The organism is Microbacterium sp. SORGH_AS_0428, from assembly GCF_031453615.1.
Classification (GTDB): Bacteria; Actinomycetota; Actinomycetes; order Actinomycetales; family Microbacteriaceae; genus Microbacterium.
This window is the reverse complement of record NZ_JAVIZT010000001.1, coordinates 3,058,124-3,077,674: the sequence shown is the minus strand read 5'-3', so window position 1 is coordinate 3,077,674 and position 19,551 is coordinate 3,058,124. Positions and strand designations below refer to the sequence as shown.

Sequence of the window (19,551 nt, the reverse complement as noted above, 5' to 3'; positions counted from 1 at the left end):
TCACACCGCTGCAGTAGGGTGCCCGACGTGACCGGCCCGACCCTCCAGCGACGCCTCGGACTCGGCGATGCCGTGGCGATCGGCCTCGGCTCGATGATCGGCGCCGGGGTGTTCGCCGTCTTCGCCCCCGCCGCGCAGGCCGCCGGCGCGGGCCTGCTCGGGGGCCTCGCGATCGCGGCGGTCGTCGCGTTCGCGAACGCCGCCTCCACGGCGCAGCTGGCCGCTGCACATCCGGTCGCGGGCGGCGCCTGGGCCTACGGTCGCGCCGAGCTCGGCCCGTGGGCGGGATTCGTCGCGGGGTGGGGATTCGTGATCGGCAAGCTCGCGAGCTGCGCCGCCATGGCGATGACGTTCGCGGCCTACGCGGCTCCTGCCGGGTTCGAGCGGCCCGTGGCCGTCGCGGCGGTCGCGGCGCTCACGATCGTGAACCTGCTCGGCGTCACCCGCACGGCCCGGCTCACCCGCATCCTGGTCGCGATCGTGCTGCTGTGCCTCGCCGTCGTCGTGGCCGCCGGTGCGGTGTCGCTGCCGGACGGCGCCGGCTGGGCCGGCGGCGACGTCAACCCGTACGGGGTGCTGCAGTCGGCGGGGCTCATCTTCTTCGCCTTCGCCGGCTACGCCCGGATCGCCACGATGGGCGAGGAGGTGCGCGACCCCGCCCGCACGATCCCCCGCGCGATCCTCGGTGCCTTCGCGGGCGCGCTCACGGTGTACGCGATCCTCGCCGTGCTGTGCCTGCTCGTGCTCGGCCCCGAACGGCTGGCGGCCGCATCCGCTCCGCTGGCCGAGCTCGTCGCGGCCGCGGGCTGGGAGTGGGCGCAGCCGGTCGTGCGCGTGGGTGCCGCCGCCGCATCCCTCGGCGCGCTCCTCGCCCTCATCGCCGGCATCGGGCGCACCTCGTTCGCGATGTCGCGCGGCGGCGACCTGCCCCGCCTCTTCGCCGCGGTGCATCCGTCACGTCACACGCCCTACCGCGCCGAGATCGCCGTCGGCGCGGTCGTCATGGTCGCGGTCGCCCTCGTCGACCTGCGCGGCGCGATCGGGTTCTCATCCCTCGGCGTGCTCGTGTACTACCTCGTCGCGAACCTCGCGGCCCTGCGACAGGATGCGGCGCAGCGCCGCTTCCCGCGCGCCCTCGCCGCCCTCGGCGCCGCCGGATGCGCGGTGCTCGCCGTGACGCTTCCGTGGCAGGCGGCCCTCGCCGGGGCGGGCGTGCTCGCCGTCGGCGTGGTGCTGCGGCTCGCGTTCGGCCGCCGCGGCGCTACGCGAGCGGCTTGAGCTCGAGCTGGGACGGATCGTCGCCCGCGGCGACCGTCGCGAACGCGGTGTAGCCGTCGGCGGCCGCGCGTTCCAGCAGCGCCTTCAGGTTCTTCGTGCGCTGCTCGAGCCGCACGCGGGAACCCGCCGTCACGAGCGCGGACTTCACCGCCACGAGCTCGGCGACCGGCACGTCGCGGTCGTGCACGAGCACGACGGCGTCGAGTCCCGCATCCTCCCCCGCCGAGACGAGGTCGACGATGCGCTCGAAGCCGATCGAGAAGCCGACCGCGGGCACGTCCTGGCCGAGGAAGCGGCCGATCATGCCGTCGTAGCGTCCGCCGCCGCCCAACGAGTAGGGCACGGAGGGGTGCGCGAGCTCGAAGATCGTGCCCGTGTAGTAGCCCATTCCGCGCACGAGGAACGGGTCGAACACGAGCGGAACCTCGTCGAGGCCGACCGCGGCGCTGACCGCCTCGCCGATGCCCACGAGGTGAGCGACGATCTCGTCGGCGATGCCGTCGGGCAGCTGCGCGCGGATGTGCGCCTCGCCGAACGCGGTGTCCTCCGCCGTAGGACGGGCGAGGAAAGCCGCGAACGCGTCGACGGCGGATGCGGTCGCCCCGCGCTCGCGCAGCTCGGCCTCGACGCCCGCGGGTCCGATCTTGTCGAGCTTGTCGATCGTGATGAGCACGCCCGCGCGCTCCGACGGCTCGAAGCCGAAGACCTCCAGCATCCCGTCGAGCGCGCGACGGTCGTTGATGCGCACGCTCGCGCCGACGAGGCCGAGCGCGTCGAGCGTGTCGAGGGTCGCGACGATGAGCTCCGCCTCGGCGCGGGCTCCGGCGTCGCCGATGATGTCGATGTCGCACTGCACGAACTGGCGGTAGCGCCCCTTCTGCGGGCGCTCCGCGCGCCAGACGGGCGCGATCTGCACGGAGCGGAAGACGCCGGGAAGCTCTGCCCGGTGCGAGGCGTAGAACCGCGCCAGCGGCACGGTGAGATCGAACCGCAGTCCCAGGTCGCTGAGGGCTGCGGGGTCGTCGGCCGCCGCCGCGATCGCCTCGGGCGAGAGCGCGCGCTTGAGCACGTTGAAGGCGAGCTTCTCGTTGTCACCGCCCATGCCGGCGTGCAGCCGGTCGTAGTCCTCCATGACCGGCGTCTCGATCTCGTCGAAGCCGTGCGCGCGATAGCGGTCGCGGATGACGGCGAGCACGCGCTCGCGGCGGGCCTTGTCGGCGGGGAGGAAGTCGCGCATGCCGCGCGGGGGGTTCACTGCTGGCACCAGACCATCATCCCAAACCGGCCTCGGCCCGACGCACACCCTCCTCCAGCTCGCGCGTGCGGGCACGAAGCGCCCGCTCCGCATCCCAGCCCTCGGCCTTCGCCCGCGCCACGAGGGCGAGCAGGGCGTCGCCCAGCTGCTGCTCCGAGGTGATCTCGAGCGGACGCGCCGGGATGGCGGCGCCGGGAGCACGACCGACGACCTTCTGCGCGCGGGCGAGCGCCGGCATCGCGGCGGGGATCCCGTCGAGCACACTGCGCCGCTCGCGCTTCTCCGCCGCCTTCGCCGCGTTCCAGTGCACGAGCACCTCTTCGGGCGTCGTGGCCGTCTCACCCGCGAACACGTGCGGATGCCGGCGCACCATCTTGTCGGCGAGATCGCCGGCCACGTCGTCGATGTCGAACGGGTCGTCCTCGTCACGCGAGGCGATCTCGGCGTGGAACAGCACCTGCCACAGCAGATCACCCAGCTCCTCGCGCAGTTCCGCGCGGTCGCCGCTCTCGACCGCGTCGATCACCTCTGCGCTCTCCTCCACGAGGTAGGGCACGAGGGCGGCGTGATCGATCTGCTGCGACCAGACGCATCTCTCGCGCACCTCGTGCATCACCTCGGCCGCGCGCCGGAGACCGTCGGAGGCCGCATCCGCGTCGTTCATACCCTGCGCTCCTCGCGTCGGTAGTGCCGTGCCCGCCATGCTACGAGCACTGCGGCGACCACGAGGGAGACCAACGACCCGCCGAGCACACCGAGGGTCGCCTCGTCGCGCAGCATCGCGTCGTCGGCGAACGCGAGCTCGGACAGCAGCAGCGACACGGTGAACCCGATGCCGCCGAGCGCGCCCGCGGCGAGGAGATCGGCGAACCGCAGGCGTTCCTGCGGGTCTTCCAGACGCTGCGAGAGCCAGCCGAACACGGTGATGCCCAGGAGCTTGCCGACCGGAAGCGCGATGAGCACGCCCCAGAACACCGGCTGCAGCTCGTCCAGCCCGACCGCGGGGATGGCGACGGATGCGGCCGACAGCGCGAACAGCGGCAGCACCAGGCCGTTCACCCACGGCTCGAGCCCCGCCCGCACGCGGGCGGCGGGCTTGGACGCCATCGCGAGCCCGAGCGCGACGCCCGCGATCGTGGCGTGCACGCCGGAGAGGTAGACGAGCACCCACACGAGGATGCCCAGCAGCACCAGCACGATGCCCAGGGGCACCCGGTTGCGATCGGTGAGCCGACGGCTCAGCAGCGAGAACAGGATGACGCCGACGAGAGCGGCGAGCAGGAGGAAGAGGTCGACGCCGTCGGTGAAGAGCACGGCGATGAACACGATGCCCACGATGTCGTCGAGGATCGCGAGCGCCAGCAGGAACGCCCGCACGCCCGGCGGGAGGCCCCGGCCGAAGACCGCGAGTACCCCGAGGGCGAACGCGATGTCGGTCGCTGTCGGGATCGGCCACCCCGACGCCGACGAGGTGCCCATCGCGATGAGGGCGAACACGATGATCGGGGTGATCACGCCGCCCGCGGCGGCGATCGCCGGCTGCACGGCCTTGCGCAGCGAGCTCAGCTGACCCTCGGTGAGCTCGTGCCAGAGCTCGATGGCCGCGACGAAGAAGAACACGGCGAGCAGGCCGTCCTGGATCCAGTGCGAGACCGACAGATCGAGCAGGCCCGGGATGCCGACGTGGGCCTCCTTGACCGCGACCACTCCGGGTGCGAGCGGCGAGTTGGCCAGGAACAGCCCGAGCGCCGCCGCGATCAGCAGGACGACAGCGGGAAAACGCTCGGAACGAAGCAGATGCATGGGACTCCGGGAATGACGAAACGAGACCGTCGCGCGGCGACGAGGCGACCAGACTTCCCGCCACTCCGACGTCCATCGTAACGAGGCGCCGCGCGTGTCATGAGTGGTCTCCGGCTCCCAGTACCGTTGTTCCCATGCTCGAACCCACCCCCACCGAGGCCATTCGCGTCGTCGGACGCCACGAGGCAGGGCAGGAGATCCCCGATCAGATGCGCGCGGACGTGCGCGTGCTCGGCTCGCTGCTCGGACAGGTGCTGCAGGAGAGCGGCTCGGCGGGTCTGTACGAAGACGTCGAACGCCTCCGCGTGGCGACCATCCAGGCCTACACCGACCCGAGCGACGAAGCCTTCGAGCGCGCCGCCGAGATCGCCGACTCGTTCACGATCGAGCGTGCCGACGAGGTCGCCCGGGCCTTCACCGTCTACTTCCACCTCGTGAACCTCGCCGAAGAGCACCAGCGCGTGCGGGTGCTGCGCGAGCGCGACGGCCAGCCGGAGCCCGAGGGTCGTACCGACTCGATCCGCTCGGCCCTGCGCCAGCTCGCGTCCGAGGTCGGCGACGACGTGGCGCTCGAGCGCCTGCAGTCGCTGCGGTTCCACCCCGTGTTCACCGCTCACCCGACCGAGGCGCGCCGCCGCGCGATCTCGACCGGCATCCGGCGACTGTCCGAGCTGCTCGACGAGTACGACTCGCTCACCGAGGGCGGCGTCGACCAGCGCCGCGCACGCCGGCGGATGCTGGAGGAGATCGACACGCTCTGGCGCACCGCGCCGCTGCGCGCCGAGAAGCCGTCGCCCACCGACGAGGTGCGCGCGATCATGGCCGTCTTCGACGACACCCTCTTCACGACGGTCCCCCGCGTCTACCGCCGCGTCGACGACGCGCTCGGCGAGGGCGCCGGCAACCGGCCCCCGCTCGTGCGCCCCTTCGTGCGCGTGGGCACCTGGGTCGGCGGCGACCGCGACGGCAACCCCTTCGTCACCGCGAAGGTCACGCGCAAGGCCGCCGGCATCGCGAGCGAGCACGTGCTGCTGGGCCTGGAGCGCACGGCGCTGCGGATCGGGCGCACGCTGACCCTCGACGCCACATCCACTCCCCCGAGCGACGCACTCGTCGCCCTCTGGAATCGCCTCCGCAGCGCCGACGAGGAAGCCGCGGCCGAGATCGCGAAGCGCTCCCCCAACGAGCCGCACCGCCGCATCCTGCTGATGGTCGCCCGGCGCATCGCCGCGACCCGCACCCGCAACGCCGACCTCGCCTACCGCGACCCCGAGCACCTGCTCGCCGACCTCCGCACCGTGCAGCAGTCGCTCGCGGATGCGGGCGCCGCCCGCCAGGCTTACGGCGCGCTGCAGCAGCTCGTGTGGCAGGTCGAGACCTACGGCTTCCACCTGGCCGAGCTCGAGGTGCGACAGCACTCCGCCGTGCACAAGAAGGTCCTCGCGGAGCTCGAGGCCGGCGGTGAGCGCAGCGAGCTGACCGAGGAGGTCCTCGAGGTCTTCCGCGCGATCGCGTACATCCAGGAGCGCTTCGGACCGCGCGCCGCGGGCCGCTACATCGTCTCGTTCACGCAGTCCGCCGAAGACCTCGCCAACGTGCACCGCCTCGCGCGGTACGCCGTGGGGACGGACGGCGCAGCTCCCGTGCTCGACGTGATCCCCCTGTTCGAGACGTTCGCCGACCTGCAGGCTGCCCCCGGCATCCTGGCCGAGATCGCGGAGCACCCCGAGTTCGCCGCGCGACTGGAAGCCACCGGTCGCCGCCTCGAGGTCATGCTCGGCTACTCCGACTCGTCGAAGGATGTCGGACCGGTCGCGGCGAACCTCGCCCTCTACGAGGCACAGGCCGAGATCGCAGCGTGGGCACAGGCCAGCAACATCGAGCTCACGCTCTTCCACGGTCGCGGCGGCGCCCTCGGCCGCGGCGGCGGGCCCGCCAACAGCGCGATCCTCGCGCAGCCGCCGCACTCGGTCGACGGCCGCTTCAAGCTCACCGAGCAGGGCGAGGTCATCTTCGCCCGCTACGGCGACCCGCAGATCGCCATGCGCCACATCGATCAGGTGGCTGCCGCCATCCTCATGGCGTCTGCGCCGTCGAACGAGGCACGCAACCGCCGCGGCGCCGAGATGTTCGCCGAGATCGCCCAGGTGCTCGAGAACTCGTCTCGCGAGCGGTTCTACTCGCTCGTGAAGGCGCCCGGCTTCGCGCCCTGGTTCGCCACCGTCACCCCGATGGAGGAGGTGGGACTCCTCGCCCTCGGCTCGCGTCCCGCCCGCCGCGGGCTGTCGGTCGAGTCGCTCGAAGACCTCCGCGCCATCCCGTGGGTGTTCGCGTGGTCGCAGGCGCGCATCAACCTCGCCGGCTGGTTCGGGCTCGGCACGGCGCTGGAGACCGTGGGTGACGAGCAGCTGCTGCGCACCGCCTACGCCGAGTGGCCGCTGTTCCGCGCGATGATCGACAACGTCGCCATGAGCCTCGCAAAGGCCGACGACCGCATCGCCCGCGAGTACCTCAGCCTCGGCGACCGCGACGACCTCGCACAGCTGGTCATGGAGGAGATGTCGCTGACCCGTGACTGGGTCGTGCGCATCGTCGGCGGCGACGCGCCGCTTGCCAACAAGGCCGTGCTGCAGCGGGCCGTGAAGCTGCGAAGCCCCTACGTCGACGCCCTGTCGCTGCTGCAGCTGCGGGCCCTGCGGGCCCTTCGCGACGCGCCGGCCGACGCTCCCGCCGACACCGCCAACCAGCGTCTGCTGCTGCTGTCGGTCTCCGGCGTCGCCGCGGGTCTGCAGAACACCGGCTGAGCCGCATCCGGCACCGCGCGGCGCCACCTCTGCGCAGGGGTCGCGGCGGGCGGATGCGGCCGAGCCGCCTCAGTCGAGGAGGCGGTCGTCGTCGTGGCGCGCGAGGCTGCGCCCGTAGCGCTCTGTGAGCTGCACCATGAGGTCGGGGGTGTCGCGGTCGAGGCCGAACACGTAGCCCGGAAAATCGAGCTCCTGCTGCCGCGCCCAGATCTCGTCGTGCTTGTCGGGCGACACGACGATCGCGGGATCCCCCACGGCGACCCAACCGATCGGTACGACCGAGCCCTCACCGAGGTGGGTGCGCAGGTGCACCGTCGCGCCGATGCGCACCTCGCTGCGACGGTCGATGCGTGCCCCGTTGAACACGCGCGCCCCCGTCGCGATGAAGACCTCCTCCGCGATCGTCGCGCCGGCGATGCTCGCCGTCGGACCGATCAGCGTGTGATCACCGATGTGCACGGGGTTGGCGGCCGTCGCGCGCACGAGGGCGTTCTCCATGACGATGACGTGCTCGCCGAGCGTCAGCGGACCGCCCTCCGAGGTGAGGATCGCGCCGTGCAGGATGCGGCATCCCGCCCCGACCGTGACGTCGCCGCTCAGCACGGCCGTGGGTGCGACGCTGGCCGACGGGTGGACCGACGGCGCGGCGCCGAGGTGCTCGTAGCGCATGCCGTCACCCTAGGGCAGCGTGCGTCCAGGCGACAGGCCCGGCGCCGCTAGGGTGGGAGCGTCCGCATCCATTTGGGACATCGCGCCGCGCGCGATACCCGGCCAGAGAGAACCACGTTGACCGAGACCTTCGCCGCGCTGCCCGAAGCCGTGCGCTCCACCTTCGCCACCGTCCTCGCCCGCAACCCCCACGAGCCCGAGTTCCAGCAGGCCGTGCACGAAGTGCTCGACTCGGTGGCTCCCGTCATCGAACGCCACCCCGCGTTCGCCGAGCTCGGCATCCTCGAGCGCATCGTCGAGCCCGAGCGGCAGATCATGTTCCGCGTGCCGTGGGTCGACGACGCCGGCACCGTGCGGGTGAACCGGGGCTTTCGCATCCAGTTCTCCTCCGTGCTCGGGCCGTACAAGGGCGGACTGCGCTTCCACCCGACCGTGAACGCCTCGATCGTGAAGTTCCTCGGGTTCGAGCAGATCTTCAAGAACGCGCTCACGGGCCAGGGCATCGGCGGCGCCAAGGGCGGCAGCGACTTCGACCCGCACGGGCGATCGGATGCCGAGATCATGCGCTTCTGCCAGTCGTTCATGAACGAGCTCTACCGGCACCTCGGCGAGCACACCGACGTTCCCGCCGGCGACATCGGCGTGGGCGCGCGCGAGATCGGCTACCTCTTCGGCCAGTACCGCCGCATCACCAATCGCCACGAGTCGGGCATGTTCACCGGCAAGGGCGTGCAGTGGGGCGGCGCCGAGGTGCGCACCGAGGCCACCGGCTACGGCGCCGTGTTCTTCGCCGAGGCGATGCTCGGCGTCGCGGGCGAGAGCCTGGAGGGACGCCGTGTGAGCGTGTCGGGCTCGGGCAACGTCGCCGTGTACGCCATCGCGAAGGCGCAGCAGCTCGGCGCGGTGCCGGTCACCGCATCCGATTCCAGCGGGTACGTCGTCGACGACGCCGGCATCGACCTGGGCCTGCTGCGGCAGGTGAAAGAGACCGAGCGGGCGCGGATCGCGGAGTACGCGGCCCGCCGCCCCGGCGCTCGCTTCGTGCCGGACGCCCGGCCGTGGGAGGTGCCCGTGGATGTGGCGTTGCCCTGCGCGACGCAGAACGAGCTCGACGAGACGGATGCCCGCACCCTCATCGCCCACGGCGTGCGCGCGGTCGTGGAGGGCGCGAACATGCCCTCCACTCCCGGCGCGATCGCCGCCTTCCGCAGCGCGGGTGTGCTGTTCGCGCCCGGCAAGGCGGCCAACGCGGGCGGCGTCGCCACCTCCGCGCTGGAGATGAGCCAGAACGCCTCCCGCCAGCGCTGGACGTTCGCCGACAGCGAGGCGAAGCTACGCCAGATCATGCGCGACGTGCACGACGCCGCGTTCGACGCGGCCGAGCGCTACGGACGCCCCGGCGACTACGTCGTCGGCGCCAACAGCGCGGGGTTCGAGCGCGTCGCGCACGCCATGGCCGCGCAGGGCGTCATCTGACCCGGGCTGGGCCTCAGGCCTCGGGCGTCTGGGCGGCCGCCGCCGCGCGTGTGCCGACGGCCGCGCCGTAGAGCACGAAGCCCAGCATCGCGGCGCATCCGGCCAGCACGATCGCCGCGAGCCCGGCGGACGGCACCGGCAGCAGCGCGCCCAGGCCACTGACGATGCCGGCGACACCGCCCCAGATCGTCGCCTGCTTCGCGCGGATGTGGGCGGCCAGCCACGCCTCGTCGCTCGCCATGGTGACCGAGGTGCGGATGCCTGCGATGGCGTTGCGCTTCAGGCGCCCGGATGCGGCGGCGCGCGCCATCCAGACCATGAGGCAGCCTGCGCCCACCATCACGACGGCGAGCAGGATGCGCACGAACAGGTCGTTGTCCATCAGGTACCTCAGGCTGCGGGCGCCGGCTCGGGAACGGGGAACAGCGCGTCGAGGAGCTGGCTCGTCCAGGCGATGAGCTCCGCATCCCCCAGCGGCTCGCCACCGGCGGTGGGCAGCGGCACGACGAGAGCCTCGCCCGAGGCGACGAGCTTGGCCTTCGGGTACAGCCGCTGCATCCGCACGCGCAGCGAATCGGGCAGGTGCGCGGGCGCGACGCGCAGGTTCGGGCCCATCGCGACGACGTCGGCGAGCGACGAACGCGCCGCACGACGGCGGAGCCGGGCGACGGCCACAAGGCCCTCGACCTCGGCCGGCGGCTGCCCGTACCGGTCGGTGAGCTCCTCGATCACGAGGTCGATCGCGTCGTCCTTCGCTGTCGCGGATGCCGCCGCGGACAGCTTCTGGTAGGCCTCCAGGCGCAGACGCTCGCTGTCGATGTAGTCCTCGGGGATGCGGGCCTGCACGGGCAGCTCGAGCCGCAGCTCGGTCTGCCCCTCGGTCTCCTCGCCGCGGAACGTGGCCACGGCCTCGCCGATCATGCGCAGGTACAGGTCGAAGCCGACGCCGGCGATGTGGCCCGCCTGCTCGGCACCGAGCAGGTTGCCCGCACCGCGCAGCTCGAGGTCTTTGAGCGCGACCTGCATGCCCGAGCCGAGGTCGTTGTTGACCGAGATCGTCTCGAGCCGGTCGGCCGCGGTCTCACTCAACGGCTTGGTCTCGTCGTACAGGAAGTACGCGTAGGCGCGCTCGCGCCCGCGGCCGACGCGGCCGCGCAGCTGGTGCAGCTGGCTGAGACCGTACTTGTCGGCACGGTCGATGATGATCGTGTTCGCGTTGGAGATGTCGAGCCCCGTCTCGACGATCGTGGTCGACACGAGCACGTCGGCCCGGCGCTCCCAGAAGTCGTCGACGACCTGCTCCAGCTGGTGCTCCCCCATCTGTCCGTGCGCGACGGCGACGCGCGCCTCCGGCACCAGCTCGGCGAGATCCGCCGCGACGCGCTGGATCGACGAGACCCTGTTGTGCACGAAAAACACCTGTCCCTCGCGCAGCAGCTCGCGCCGGATCGCCGCCGCGATCTGCTTGTCGTTGCGCGGTCCCACGTAGGAGAGGATCGGATGCCGGTCCTCGGGCGGGGTGGCGAGCGTCGACATCTCGCGGATGCCGGTGACCGCCATCTCCAGCGTGCGGGGAATGGGGGTGGCGCTCATCGCGAGGATGTCGACGTTGGTCTTGAGCTTCTTGAGGGCGTCCTTGTGCTCGACGCCGAAACGCTGCTCCTCGTCGATGATCATCAGGCCGAGATCCTTGAAGACGACCTTCTCCGTGAGGATGCGGTGCGTGCCGATGACCATGTCGACCGTGCCGTCGGCGAGGCCGGCGACCACATCCTTCGCCTCCTTGTCGGTCTGGAACCGCGAGAGCGCGCGCACCTTGACCGGGAAGCCCGCGAAACGCTCCGAGAACGTCTCGAGGTGCTGTTTGACCAGCAGGGTGGTCGGCACGAGCATGGCGACCTGCTTGCCGTCCTGGATCGCCTTGAAGGCGGCGCGCACGGCGACCTCGGTCTTACCGAAGCCCACGTCTCCCGACAGCAGGCGGTCCATCGGGATCGGGCGCTCCATGTCGGCCTTGATCTCGTCGATCGTCTGCAGCTGGTCAGGGGTCTCGGCGAACGGGAACGCCTCCTCCAGCTCGCGCTGCCAGGGCGTGTCGGGCCCGAAGGCATGGCCCTTCGCCGCCATCCGCGCCGAGTAGAGCTTCACGAGCTCGACCGCGATGTCGCGCACAGCGCGGCGCGCCTTGCTCTTGGCGGCGGCCCAGTCGCTGCCGCCCATCTTCGACAGGGCGGGCGCCTCGCCGCCGACGTAGCGCGAGAGCAGATCGAGCTGGTCGGTGGGCACGTACAGCTTGTCGCCCGGGTGGCCGCGCTTGGAGGCGGCGTACTCGAGCACGAGGTACTCGCGCTTGCTCTTGACGGCGTTGCGGCCCCCGCTGGAGACCTCGCGCTGCACGAGCTCGACGAACTTGCCGATGCCGTGGGTGGAGTGCACCACGAAGTCGCCCGGCTTGAGCTGCAGCGGGTCGACGACGTTGCGCCGGCGCGAGGCGAGCTTCTTGACGGCGCGGGTGTCGCTGCCGATCGTGCGGCCGTAGAACTCCGACTCGGTCAGCACGGCGAGCCGCGCATCCGCGACCTGGAAGCCGCGCTCCAGCGTGCTCACGACGACCGTGGCCAGCCCCGGCTCGGGCGGCTCGCTCAGCGCGTCGACGCGGCGGGCGGCGATCCCCCGCTCCGCGAGCACGTCGCGCGCACGGTCGGCGAGACCTGCGCCCGAGGCCGTGACGACGACCGCCCACTGCTCGGTGAGCAGCTGGGCGACGTGATCGATCGCGCCCTCGACGCTGCCCGCGAACGACGGAACGGATGCGGCGGCGATCCGCGTGACGCCCGCGTCGTCCGAGAGGCCCTCGGCGGCCGCATCCGCTGCTCCCGAGTCGAACGAGGAGAGCTCCCACCACACGTCGGTGCGCGCACGGGCGGCTTCGTGCAGCTCGGGCAGCGACAGGAAGTCGCCCGAGCCGAGGTCGACCGGGGTGTCGGCACCGGCGACCGCGGCGCTCCACGCCGCATCCAGGAACTCCTGGTTGGTCTCGGCGAGGGTCGTCGCGCGGGTCGCCGCGCGCACCGGATCGACGATGGCGACGGCGCTGGCGCGCGGAAGGTAGTCGACGAGCGTCACGAGGCCGTCGACGAGCGCGGGGATGAGCGATTCCATGCCCTCGACGGGAATGCCCTCGGCCATCTTCGTGAGCATGCCGGCGAGCGACGGGAACGCGTCGGCGAGGCCGAGCGCGCGGTCGCGCACCTCGTCGGTGAGCAGCAGCTCACGGCTGGGCAGCAGGTCGATCCGGTCGATGTCGCCGGGCAGCGAGCGCTGGTCGGCCACGGAGAACGCGCGGATCTGGTCGACCTCGTCGCCGAAGAACTCCACGCGATAGGGGTGGTCGGCCGCGGGCGGGAAGACGTCGAGAATGCCGCCGCGCACCGCGAACTCGCCGCGACGCGAGACCATGTCGACGCGGTGGTAGGCGAACTCGACGAGGCGCACGACGATCGCGGCGAGGTCATGACCGCGGCCGCCGACGCTGAGGCGGATCGTGCCCGCATCCCCGAGTCCGGGGACGATCGGCTGGATCGCGCCGCGGACGGATGCGGTGACGACCAGCGGCGCGGTGCCCTCCCACTCGGCGATGCGCTGCAGCACGGCGAGGCGGCGGCCGACGGTCTCGGCACTCGGGCTGAGGCGCTCGTGCGGCAGCGTCTCCCACGCCGGGAAGTGGCGCACCTCCGCGCCGGGAAGCAGCGCTTCGAGTGCGGGGCCCAGCGCCTCAGCGCGGCGGCCGGTGGGGGCGACGGCCAGCAGAACGGCGGGCTTTCCGGCCTCGCGGCGCCGCTCGAGCAGGGCCGCGAGCAGCGGGGCGTCGAGGCCGTCGACGAGGGAGAAGTCCCCGTCGACGGAGGCCGCCCCGGCTGCGTCTCGGAACGTTTCTGAGCGCGCGAGGGCGCGGACGATCCCGGGAACTGTCACCACAAGAGTCTACGGCGCCCCACCGACACCCGCCTCGGCGGCGGTCCCGGCGGGGTCGGGTGCGTGGTGGCGTGGCGCGGCGGTGTGGCAGGGAGGGCGTGGCCGGTGTGGGCGTCGCCGGTGTGGGCGCGGCGAGTGCGGCGGGTCCCGTTCGAGGGACCCGAAACGCGGCCGATCCGGGCCGGAGGCCGCAACACGCGTCCCTCCAACACGACCGGGCCACGTCGGAGTTCGCCGAGACTGCGTTTCCGTCACGAGATCACTGTGTTTACCCGTGATCTCGTGCGAAAGATGCAGTCTCGCGGGTCAGGTGCGGGCGACCCCGGGATGCGGGTGCGGGTGACCCCGGGCGATGGGTCAGGCGCGGGGGGCGTGCCAGCGCTGCTGGGCGGCGACGAGGCCCTCGTCGACGAGGAGCTCGACCGCATCCGCCGCATCCGAGACGAGGATGGGGAGCGTCTTGCGCTCGGCCTGACCGAAGGCGTCGAGCACCCAGTCGGCCGGGTCCTGGCGACCGGGAGGGCGGCCGATGCCGACCCGCACCCGGGGGAAATCGGGGGTGCCGAGCGCCTTGGCGACGTCGCGGACGCCGTTGTGGCCGCCGTGACCGCCGCCCGTCTTGAGCTTGAGGGTGTCGAAAGGGATGTCGAGCTCATCGTGCACGACGACGACACGGTCGGCGGGGATGTCGAAGAACTTCGCGAGGTTCGCGACCGGTCCCCCGGAGACGTTCATGAACGTGTTGGGCTTCGCGAGCACGAGCTTCGGCCCGCCGGGGCGCAGCCAGCCCTCGGTGATGCGCGCACCCGCCTTGTGCACCTTGAAGCCCTCGTTGCGGCGGCCGGCGAGCTCGTCGATGACCATCTGGCCCACGTTGTGACGTGTCGCCTCGTAGCGGGGGTCCCGGGTTCCCGAGTCCCACGATCAGCCAGGTGTCGGCCATGTCAATCCTTCCGGAGGCGACGCGAATGCGGCGTTGAGACGGACGTAAAACAAGAGAAATCCCGAACGCAGGACGATTCTCGCGAATCGATCCTGTCGTCGGGATTTCTCCTGTGCGAGTGGGGCGGAATTACTCCGCGGACTCCTCGGACTGCTCAGCAGCGACCTCGGCGTCGGCCTCGGCGATCTCGTCCTCCGCGGCGAGGGTCGCAGCGGGCACCGAGACGGCGACGACGAGCGTCTCCGGCTCGGTCACCAGCGTCGCGCCCTGGGGGAGCTTCAGGTCGGCGGCCGTGATGTGCGTGCCGTCCTCGAGGCCCTCGACGTCGACCTCGATGTTCTGCGGGATGTTGGTGGCCAGCACCTCGAGCGACACGGTCGTCGCATCCAGGTTCGCGATGGTGCCCGCGAAGGGCTCGCCCACGACGACGACGGGGACGTCGACGGCGACCTTCTCGCGCCTTCTTCACGACCAGCAGGTCGATGTGCTCGATGATCTGGCGCACCGGGTCCTTCTGGACGTCCTTGACGAGGGCCAGGTGGTCCTTGCCGTCGGCGGTGAGCTCGAGCAGCGCGTTCGCGCGGCGGATCAGCAGGGCGACCTGGTGACCCGGCAGGGCGAGGTGCACGGGCTCGGTGCCGTGGCCGTACAGGACGGCGGGGATCTGACCGGCGGCGCGCAGGCGACGGGCGAAGCCCTTGCCGAACTGCGTGCGCACCTCAGCGGTGACCTTGTTGTCTTCCGACATGATGATTCTCCTTGCGGGCCCACGGGCCCCAGATCGGGGATGGTTCGACTCGAACGCGAGCGCGTGAGGAAGCCGTAGGCCTGCACACCCTCGTCGATTACGGATGCGGATGCCGCATCCCTCGCCGAAGTTCAGGTCAACTCTACCAGTGCCGCCCGGTAGCATGGAAAAGATGCGCCCCGCCGGCGCGAGCCCCGATCGAAAGGACTCCCCCGTGGACGCTCAGCTCGCCTCCGACCTCCTGCTCGGCTTCATCGGCCTGCTCTCGCTCGGATCCCTCATCGGCGTCGTCGGCGCCTTCTGGTCGATGGGCCGGGCGAACTACCGCAAGTCCTGACTCCTGGGCGACGCCGAACGTCGCACGGAATCCTCGCGGTGCGTGGGAACACTACGATTGGCGTGTTCCCACCCTTCGTTCGAGGAGTATTTTTCGTGACCGAGGCATCAGCCAACATCGGAGTCGTCGGACTCGCCGTCATGGGGTCGAACCTGGCCCGCAACCTCGCCTCGCGCGAGGGCAACACGGTGGCCGTGTTCAACCGCAGCTATGACAAGACCGAGCACCTCGTCACGGAGCACCCCGAGGCGGGCTTCGTCCCCGCCTCGACGTACGCCGAGTTCGCCGCGTCGCTGCAGAAGCCGCGCACCGCGATCATCATGGTCAAGGCCGGCGGCCCCACGGATGCGGTGATCAACGACCTCGTGCAGGTCTTCGAGCCGGGCGACATCATCGTCGACGGCGGCAATGCGCTGTTCACCGACACGATCCGCCGCGAGAAGGCCGTGCGCGAGACCGGCATCAACTTCGTCGGCGCCGGCATCTCCGGCGGCGAGGAGGGTGCGCTGAACGGCCCGTCGATCATGCCGGGCGGCTCGGACGAGTCCTGGATCACCCTCGGGCCGATCCTCAAGAGCATCGCGGCCGTCGCCGAGGGCGAGCCCTGCGTCACGCACGTCGGTCACGACGGCGCGGGTCACTTCGTCAAGATGATCCACAACGGCATCGAGTACGTCGACATGCAGCTCATCGGCGAGGCGTACGACCTCATCCGTCGCGGCACCGGCAAGACGCCGGCGGAGATCTCGGAGATCTTCGCCGAGTGGAACCGCGGCGAGCTGGAGTCGTACCTCATCGAGATCACCGCCGAGGTGCTCAAGCAGGTCGACGCCGCCACCGGCAAGCCGCTGGTCGACGTGATCGTCGACCAGGCGGGCGCCAAGGGAACGGGCGCCTGGACCGTGCAGACCGCGCTGGATCTCGGCATCCCCGTCTCCGGCATCGCCGAGGCCGTCTTCGCGCGCTCGCTCTCCTCGAAGCCCGCCCAGCGCGCCGAGGCGACGTCGCTTCCCGGCCCCTCCTCGACGGGAACGGTCGCCGATCCCGAGGCGTTCATCGAGGACGTCCGCCAGGCGCTGTACGCATCGAAGATCATCGCCTACTCGCAGGGCTTCGACGCGATCGTGGCCGGCGCCGAGCAGTACGGCTGGGACATCAAGAAGGGCGACATCGCCAAGATCTGGCGCGGCGGCTGCATCATCCGTGCGCAGTTCCTCAACCGCATCACCGAGGCCTACGCGGAGAACCCGTCGCTGCAGGCTCTCGTGCTCGCGCCCTACTTCCGCGACGCCGTCGCGACCGCTCAGGATGCGTGGCGCCGCGTCGTCATCGGCGCCGTCGAGACGGGTGTGCCGACCCCGGCGTTCTCGTCGTCGCTCGCCTACTACGACGGTCTGCGCGCGGACCGCCTGCCGGCCGCCCTCATCCAGGGGCAGCGCGACTTCTTCGGCGCGCACACGTACAAGCGCATCGACAAGGAGGGCACCTTCCACACGCTGTGGTCGGGCGACCGCTCCGAGGTCGAGGCCGTCGACACGCACTGACCCCGTCATGACGCACGCCGCCGCGCGCGGCCGCCGGAGCATGCTGCTCCTGGCGGTCGCGACGGCGGCGTATCTCGTGGTGCTGGCGCGTCTCACGCTCGTGGCCGATGACGCGGCCGGCACCGGCGGCATCCTGAAGGCGTGGGCCGAGGCGTTCAGGGCGACGCCGTGGACCCGGTGGATCACGTTCGACCTGCTGGAGTTCGGCGCGAACATCGCGCTGTTCGTGCCGGCCGGCCTTCTCGGGGCCCTGTGGCTGGGTCGCCGGTGGTGGCTCGCCGTCCCGGTCGGCCTCGCGATCAGCGCTGTGATCGAGACGACGCAGGGTCTACTCCTCGCCGGTCGCGTCGCCGATGTGCGCGATCTCGTCTCGAACACGACCGGTACCGTCATCGGCGCGCTGGCGATCGCGGCGACGCGCCGCATCCGCCGTCGCTGAACAACGGATGCGGCGCGCGGGGGTCACCGGGTGATGTCGCGCACGGTGCCCTTCTCCAGCCGCAGGCGCCGTGTCGCCCGCCGGGCAACGGCCGAATCGTGCGTCACGACGATCAGCGTGAGTCCCTCGCGGTTGAGCGCCTCCAGCACCTCGAGGATCTCGTCGCGCATGTGTTCGTCGAGATTGCCCGTCGGCTCGTCCGCCAGCAGTACGCGGGGCTTCTTCGCGATGGCCCTCGCGATCGCGACTCGCTGCTGCTGACCCCCCGACAACTCTCCCGGTCGATGGTCGGCGCGTTCCTCGAGGCCGACGCGCGCAAGCGCCTCGCGGACCCGCTCGGCTCGTTCGGAGGCAGCCAGCCGCAGCGGTTCCAGCCCCATGTCGACGTTCTCAGCGGCCGTCAACGTGGGGATCAGGTTGAACCCCTGGAACACGAAGCCGATCTCGTGGGCGCGCACGTCGCTGAGCTGACGGCCGGTCGCGCGGGCGATGTCGGTCCCGCCCAGCATGACCTGTCCGCCGGTCGGCCGCTCCAACGCTCCGAGCAGCTGAAGGAACGTGGACTTGCCCCCTCCTGTCGGCCCCTGGATGGTGACGAACTCCCCCGGCTCGATGTCGATGTCGACGTCGGCGAGAGCCGTGACGACCCTCCCCTTCTGCCGGTACGTCTTGCCGACGCCGCGCACGCGATAGGCGAATCCGGTCGCCGCGGCGGCTTCGACGGTGTCGTTCATGGTCATGACTGTCCTCTCGTTTCGTTTCGTTCGGTGCCGCTCAGGCGACGGCGCGCAGCGCCTCGGCCGGGCTCAGGCGGGCGGCGCGCCATCCGCCGAAGGCCCCCGCGACAAGTCCCGCAACGACCGACAGGGCGACGGCGACGACGATGATGCTCACCGAGATCGGCGCGTTCAGGACGACATCCGACGCGGTGCTCGCCAACTCTCGGAGACCCCCGCCCCCGGCACCGGCACCCGGGAAGCCGGCGCGTCCGGCGGCTGGTTCGCTGCTGGCCGAGATCGTCGGGGAGATGAGGTTGATGATGCCGACGGCGACCAGTCCCAGCACGACGCCGACGACTCCGCCGATCAGGCTCTGGACGACCGATTCCCCCGCAACCTGCCCGACCACGCGGCCGTTGGACCACCCGATCGCCTTGAGGGTGCCGAACTCTCGGGTGCGACGGGTCACGCCCGAGATCGTGAAGAGCACCGCGAGCAGCACCGCGACGGCCAGCACGATCACCGAGAGCCAGGTCCCGAGGTTGGTGATCAGCGCCGACGCGCTGGCCAGCGAGCCCGAAACCGTCGACGCGAGGTCGGACTGCGAGCTGACCGTGGCGTCCGGGAATGCGTCACTGATCGCGGTCTGGACCGACCCGATGGCATCGGACGAGCCGGCCTGCACGTACACGGTGGAGACGACATCGCCCGCCCCCGACAGCGTCTGCGCGACGTCCAGCGGAATGTAGACGTTCGCGGCCGTGTCGGCTTCGTCCGTCGTGGACGCCACGAGACCGACAATCTGCATCTGCGCGCCGCCCACCTCGACGGTGCCGCCGACGGTCAGCGAGTTCGACGCGGCGTAGGCGGCGTCCACGACGGCGACGTTCTGGCCCGCATCCGCGCCGTCCAGCATCCGTCCCTCCGAGACGCTCACCGCTGACAGCGGCCCGACGGAGGTGTCGGCGCCGACGCCGAGCACGGAGAAGCTCTGCAGGTCGAAGGATCCGCCACCGAACCCCTCGCCCTCGCCGCCCGCCGACGGAGCGGTGCGCCCCTCGGCGGTGCCACTCTCGCTCTGGGAGGGGCGCGGGGGAAGCTCCCCGGAGAAGGTGGAGTTCGTCAGCGCGAGCGCCCCGGATGCGGCGGCCACGCCTTGCAGGTTCGCGACCGTGCTCACCGTCGATGCGTCGAGCGTGGCGCGCATCCTCTCGACCGTGAGCCGTGACTGATTGAGCGTGGTCGTTCCACCGTCATCGGTGGAGCCGCCGTCCTGCCCGAAGTCGAATCGCGGTCCGCCCCCGGCACCCGGTTCCGTCTGCGCCCCCGTCACCGTCAGGTCGGTCCCCACGCCGTAGACGGACTCGAGTGCGTTGGCCTGCGCGTCGCGTACACCTGTCGACAGCGCTGTCACGACGATGACGAGTGCGATGGCGACGGCGAGCCCCGCCGCCACGATGGTGGTCTGCTTCTTGCGGCCGGACAGCTCTCGCCGTAGATATGTCGCGTACATGTTCTCCTCCTGCCCCATCGGGTTTCGGGGCCATGTCGAGACGCTAAA

The 19,551-nt window shown here is 71.3% G+C and carries 14 protein-coding genes and 2 pseudogenes; 6 read left to right on the top strand and 10 right to left on the bottom strand.

What is annotated here, in order from left to right:
- The first annotated feature begins 27 nt into the window (after window positions 1-27).
- A complete protein-coding gene (locus QE374_RS14935; RefSeq protein ID WP_309736144.1) occupies window positions 28-1,278 on the top strand; it encodes an amino acid permease in 1,251 nt (416 codons plus the stop codon).
- Here the strand turns inward: QE374_RS14935 and hisS are convergent.
- From hisS to QE374_RS14920, 3 genes are read right to left on the bottom strand one after another with little or no spacing between them, the layout of a single operon-like run.
- Entirely contained in the window at window positions 1,262-2,515 is a 1,254-nt protein-coding gene (gene hisS / locus QE374_RS14930) for a histidine--tRNA ligase (protein ID WP_309736726.1), read from the bottom strand. The two genes, QE374_RS14935 and hisS, sit on opposite strands and share 17 nt — an antisense overlap.
- Window positions 2,516-2,549: 34 nt before the next feature.
- Window positions 2,550-3,197, bottom strand: a complete 648-nt coding sequence (locus tag QE374_RS14925) for a MazG family protein (RefSeq protein ID WP_309736142.1) — start codon at window positions 3,195-3,197, stop codon at window positions 2,550-2,552.
- Window positions 3,194-4,336 (bottom strand): Na+/H+ antiporter NhaA, encoded by a 1,143-nt coding sequence (locus QE374_RS14920; protein ID WP_309736140.1) that lies wholly within the window; start codon window positions 4,334-4,336, stop codon window positions 3,194-3,196. The genes QE374_RS14925 and QE374_RS14920 overlap by 4 nt, the downstream gene beginning before the upstream one ends.
- 134 nt (window positions 4,337-4,470) lie before the next feature.
- Between QE374_RS14920 and QE374_RS14915 the strand changes: the two genes are divergently transcribed.
- Window positions 4,471-7,140: a phosphoenolpyruvate carboxylase gene (locus QE374_RS14915; RefSeq protein WP_309736137.1), complete on the top strand. Its 2,670-nt coding sequence runs from the start codon at window positions 4,471-4,473 to the stop codon at window positions 7,138-7,140.
- A gap of 69 nt (window positions 7,141-7,209) precedes the next feature.
- Here QE374_RS14915 and QE374_RS14910 read toward each other — a convergent pair whose 3' ends face one another.
- The gene (locus QE374_RS14910; protein ID WP_309736134.1) at window positions 7,210-7,809 is read right to left on the bottom strand and encodes a gamma carbonic anhydrase family protein; all 600 of its coding nucleotides are present in this window, start codon (window positions 7,807-7,809) and stop codon (window positions 7,210-7,212) included.
- A gap of 117 nt (window positions 7,810-7,926) precedes the next feature.
- Between QE374_RS14910 and gdhA the strand changes: the two genes are divergently transcribed.
- Window positions 7,927-9,285: an NADP-specific glutamate dehydrogenase gene (gene gdhA, locus QE374_RS14905; RefSeq protein WP_309736132.1), complete on the top strand. Its 1,359-nt coding sequence runs from the start codon at window positions 7,927-7,929 to the stop codon at window positions 9,283-9,285.
- Window positions 9,286-9,298: 13 nt separating this feature from the next.
- On the opposite strand, the gene QE374_RS14900 is transcribed toward gdhA, so the two are convergent.
- The 4 genes and pseudogenes from QE374_RS14900 to QE374_RS14885 form a co-directional block, all read right to left on the bottom strand.
- Window positions 9,299-9,667, bottom strand: a complete 369-nt coding sequence (locus QE374_RS14900) for an SdpI family protein (RefSeq protein ID WP_309736130.1) — start codon at window positions 9,665-9,667, stop codon at window positions 9,299-9,301.
- Between the two features lie 8 nt (window positions 9,668-9,675).
- Window positions 9,676-13,260 (bottom strand): transcription-repair coupling factor, encoded by a 3,585-nt coding sequence (gene mfd, locus QE374_RS14895; protein WP_309736127.1) that lies wholly within the window; start codon window positions 13,258-13,260, stop codon window positions 9,676-9,678.
- A 357-nt stretch (window positions 13,261-13,617) separates the two neighbouring features.
- A pseudogene (gene pth / locus QE374_RS14890) lies at window positions 13,618-14,203 on the bottom strand (aminoacyl-tRNA hydrolase).
- Between the two features lie 129 nt (window positions 14,204-14,332).
- Window positions 14,333-14,951 (bottom strand): annotated as a pseudogene (locus QE374_RS14885) (50S ribosomal protein L25/general stress protein Ctc).
- A 214-nt stretch (window positions 14,952-15,165) separates the two neighbouring features.
- On the opposite strand from QE374_RS14885, the gene QE374_RS14880 reads away from it, so the two are divergent.
- The 3 genes from QE374_RS14880 to QE374_RS14870 all read left to right on the top strand — a co-directional run bounded on the left by QE374_RS14880 (window position 15,166) and on the right by QE374_RS14870 (window position 17,271).
- Entirely contained in the window at window positions 15,166-15,288 is a 123-nt protein-coding gene (locus QE374_RS14880; protein ID WP_309736125.1) for a hypothetical protein, read from the top strand.
- 95 nt (window positions 15,289-15,383) lie between these two features.
- The gene (gene gndA / locus QE374_RS14875; protein ID WP_309736123.1) at window positions 15,384-16,832 is read left to right on the top strand and encodes an NADP-dependent phosphogluconate dehydrogenase; all 1,449 of its coding nucleotides are present in this window, start codon (window positions 15,384-15,386) and stop codon (window positions 16,830-16,832) included.
- A gap of 7 nt (window positions 16,833-16,839) precedes the next feature.
- Window positions 16,840-17,271 carry a VanZ family protein gene (locus tag QE374_RS14870; RefSeq protein ID WP_309736121.1) on the top strand — a complete coding sequence of 144 codons (432 nt, stop codon included), beginning with the start codon at window positions 16,840-16,842 and terminating at the stop codon, window positions 17,269-17,271.
- A gap of 23 nt (window positions 17,272-17,294) precedes the next feature.
- Here the strand turns inward: QE374_RS14870 and QE374_RS14865 are convergent, their stop codons facing one another.
- Window positions 17,295-18,011, bottom strand: coding sequence for an ABC transporter ATP-binding protein (locus QE374_RS14865; protein WP_396653339.1), 717 nt, complete (start codon window positions 18,009-18,011; stop codon window positions 17,295-17,297).
- A 34-nt stretch (window positions 18,012-18,045) separates the two neighbouring features.
- The gene (locus tag QE374_RS14860) at window positions 18,046-19,503 is read right to left on the bottom strand and encodes an ABC transporter permease (protein ID WP_309736724.1); all 1,458 of its coding nucleotides are present in this window, start codon (window positions 19,501-19,503) and stop codon (window positions 18,046-18,048) included.
- Window positions 19,504-19,551: the final 48 nt, after the last annotated feature.

Bases quoted from the DNA above. Each gene is read 5' to 3' on its own strand.
- QE374_RS14925 (WP_309736142.1), bottom strand. From the start codon at position 3,197: ATGAACGACGCGGATGCGGCCTCCGACGGTCTCCGGCGCGCGGCCGAG.
- QE374_RS14865 (WP_396653339.1), bottom strand. From the start codon at position 18,011: ATGACCATGAACGACACCGTCGAAGCCGCCGCGGCGACCGGATTCGCC.
- QE374_RS14920 (WP_309736140.1), bottom strand. From the start codon at position 4,336: ATGCATCTGCTTCGTTCCGAGCGTTTTCCCGCTGTCGTCCTGCTGATC.
- hisS (WP_309736726.1), bottom strand. From the start codon at position 2,515: ATGCGCGACTTCCTCCCCGCCGACAAGGCCCGCCGCGAGCGCGTGCTC.
- QE374_RS14915 (WP_309736137.1), top strand. From the start codon at position 4,471: ATGCTCGAACCCACCCCCACCGAGGCCATTCGCGTCGTCGGACGCCAC.
- QE374_RS14870 (WP_309736121.1), top strand. From the start codon at position 16,840: ATGACGCACGCCGCCGCGCGCGGCCGCCGGAGCATGCTGCTCCTGGCG.
- QE374_RS14860 (WP_309736724.1), bottom strand. From the start codon at position 19,503: ATGTACGCGACATATCTACGGCGAGAGCTGTCCGGCCGCAAGAAGCAG.
- QE374_RS14910 (WP_309736134.1), bottom strand. From the start codon at position 7,809: ATGCGCTACGAGCACCTCGGCGCCGCGCCGTCGGTCCACCCGTCGGCC.
- QE374_RS14900 (WP_309736130.1), bottom strand. From the start codon at position 9,667: ATGGACAACGACCTGTTCGTGCGCATCCTGCTCGCCGTCGTGATGGTG.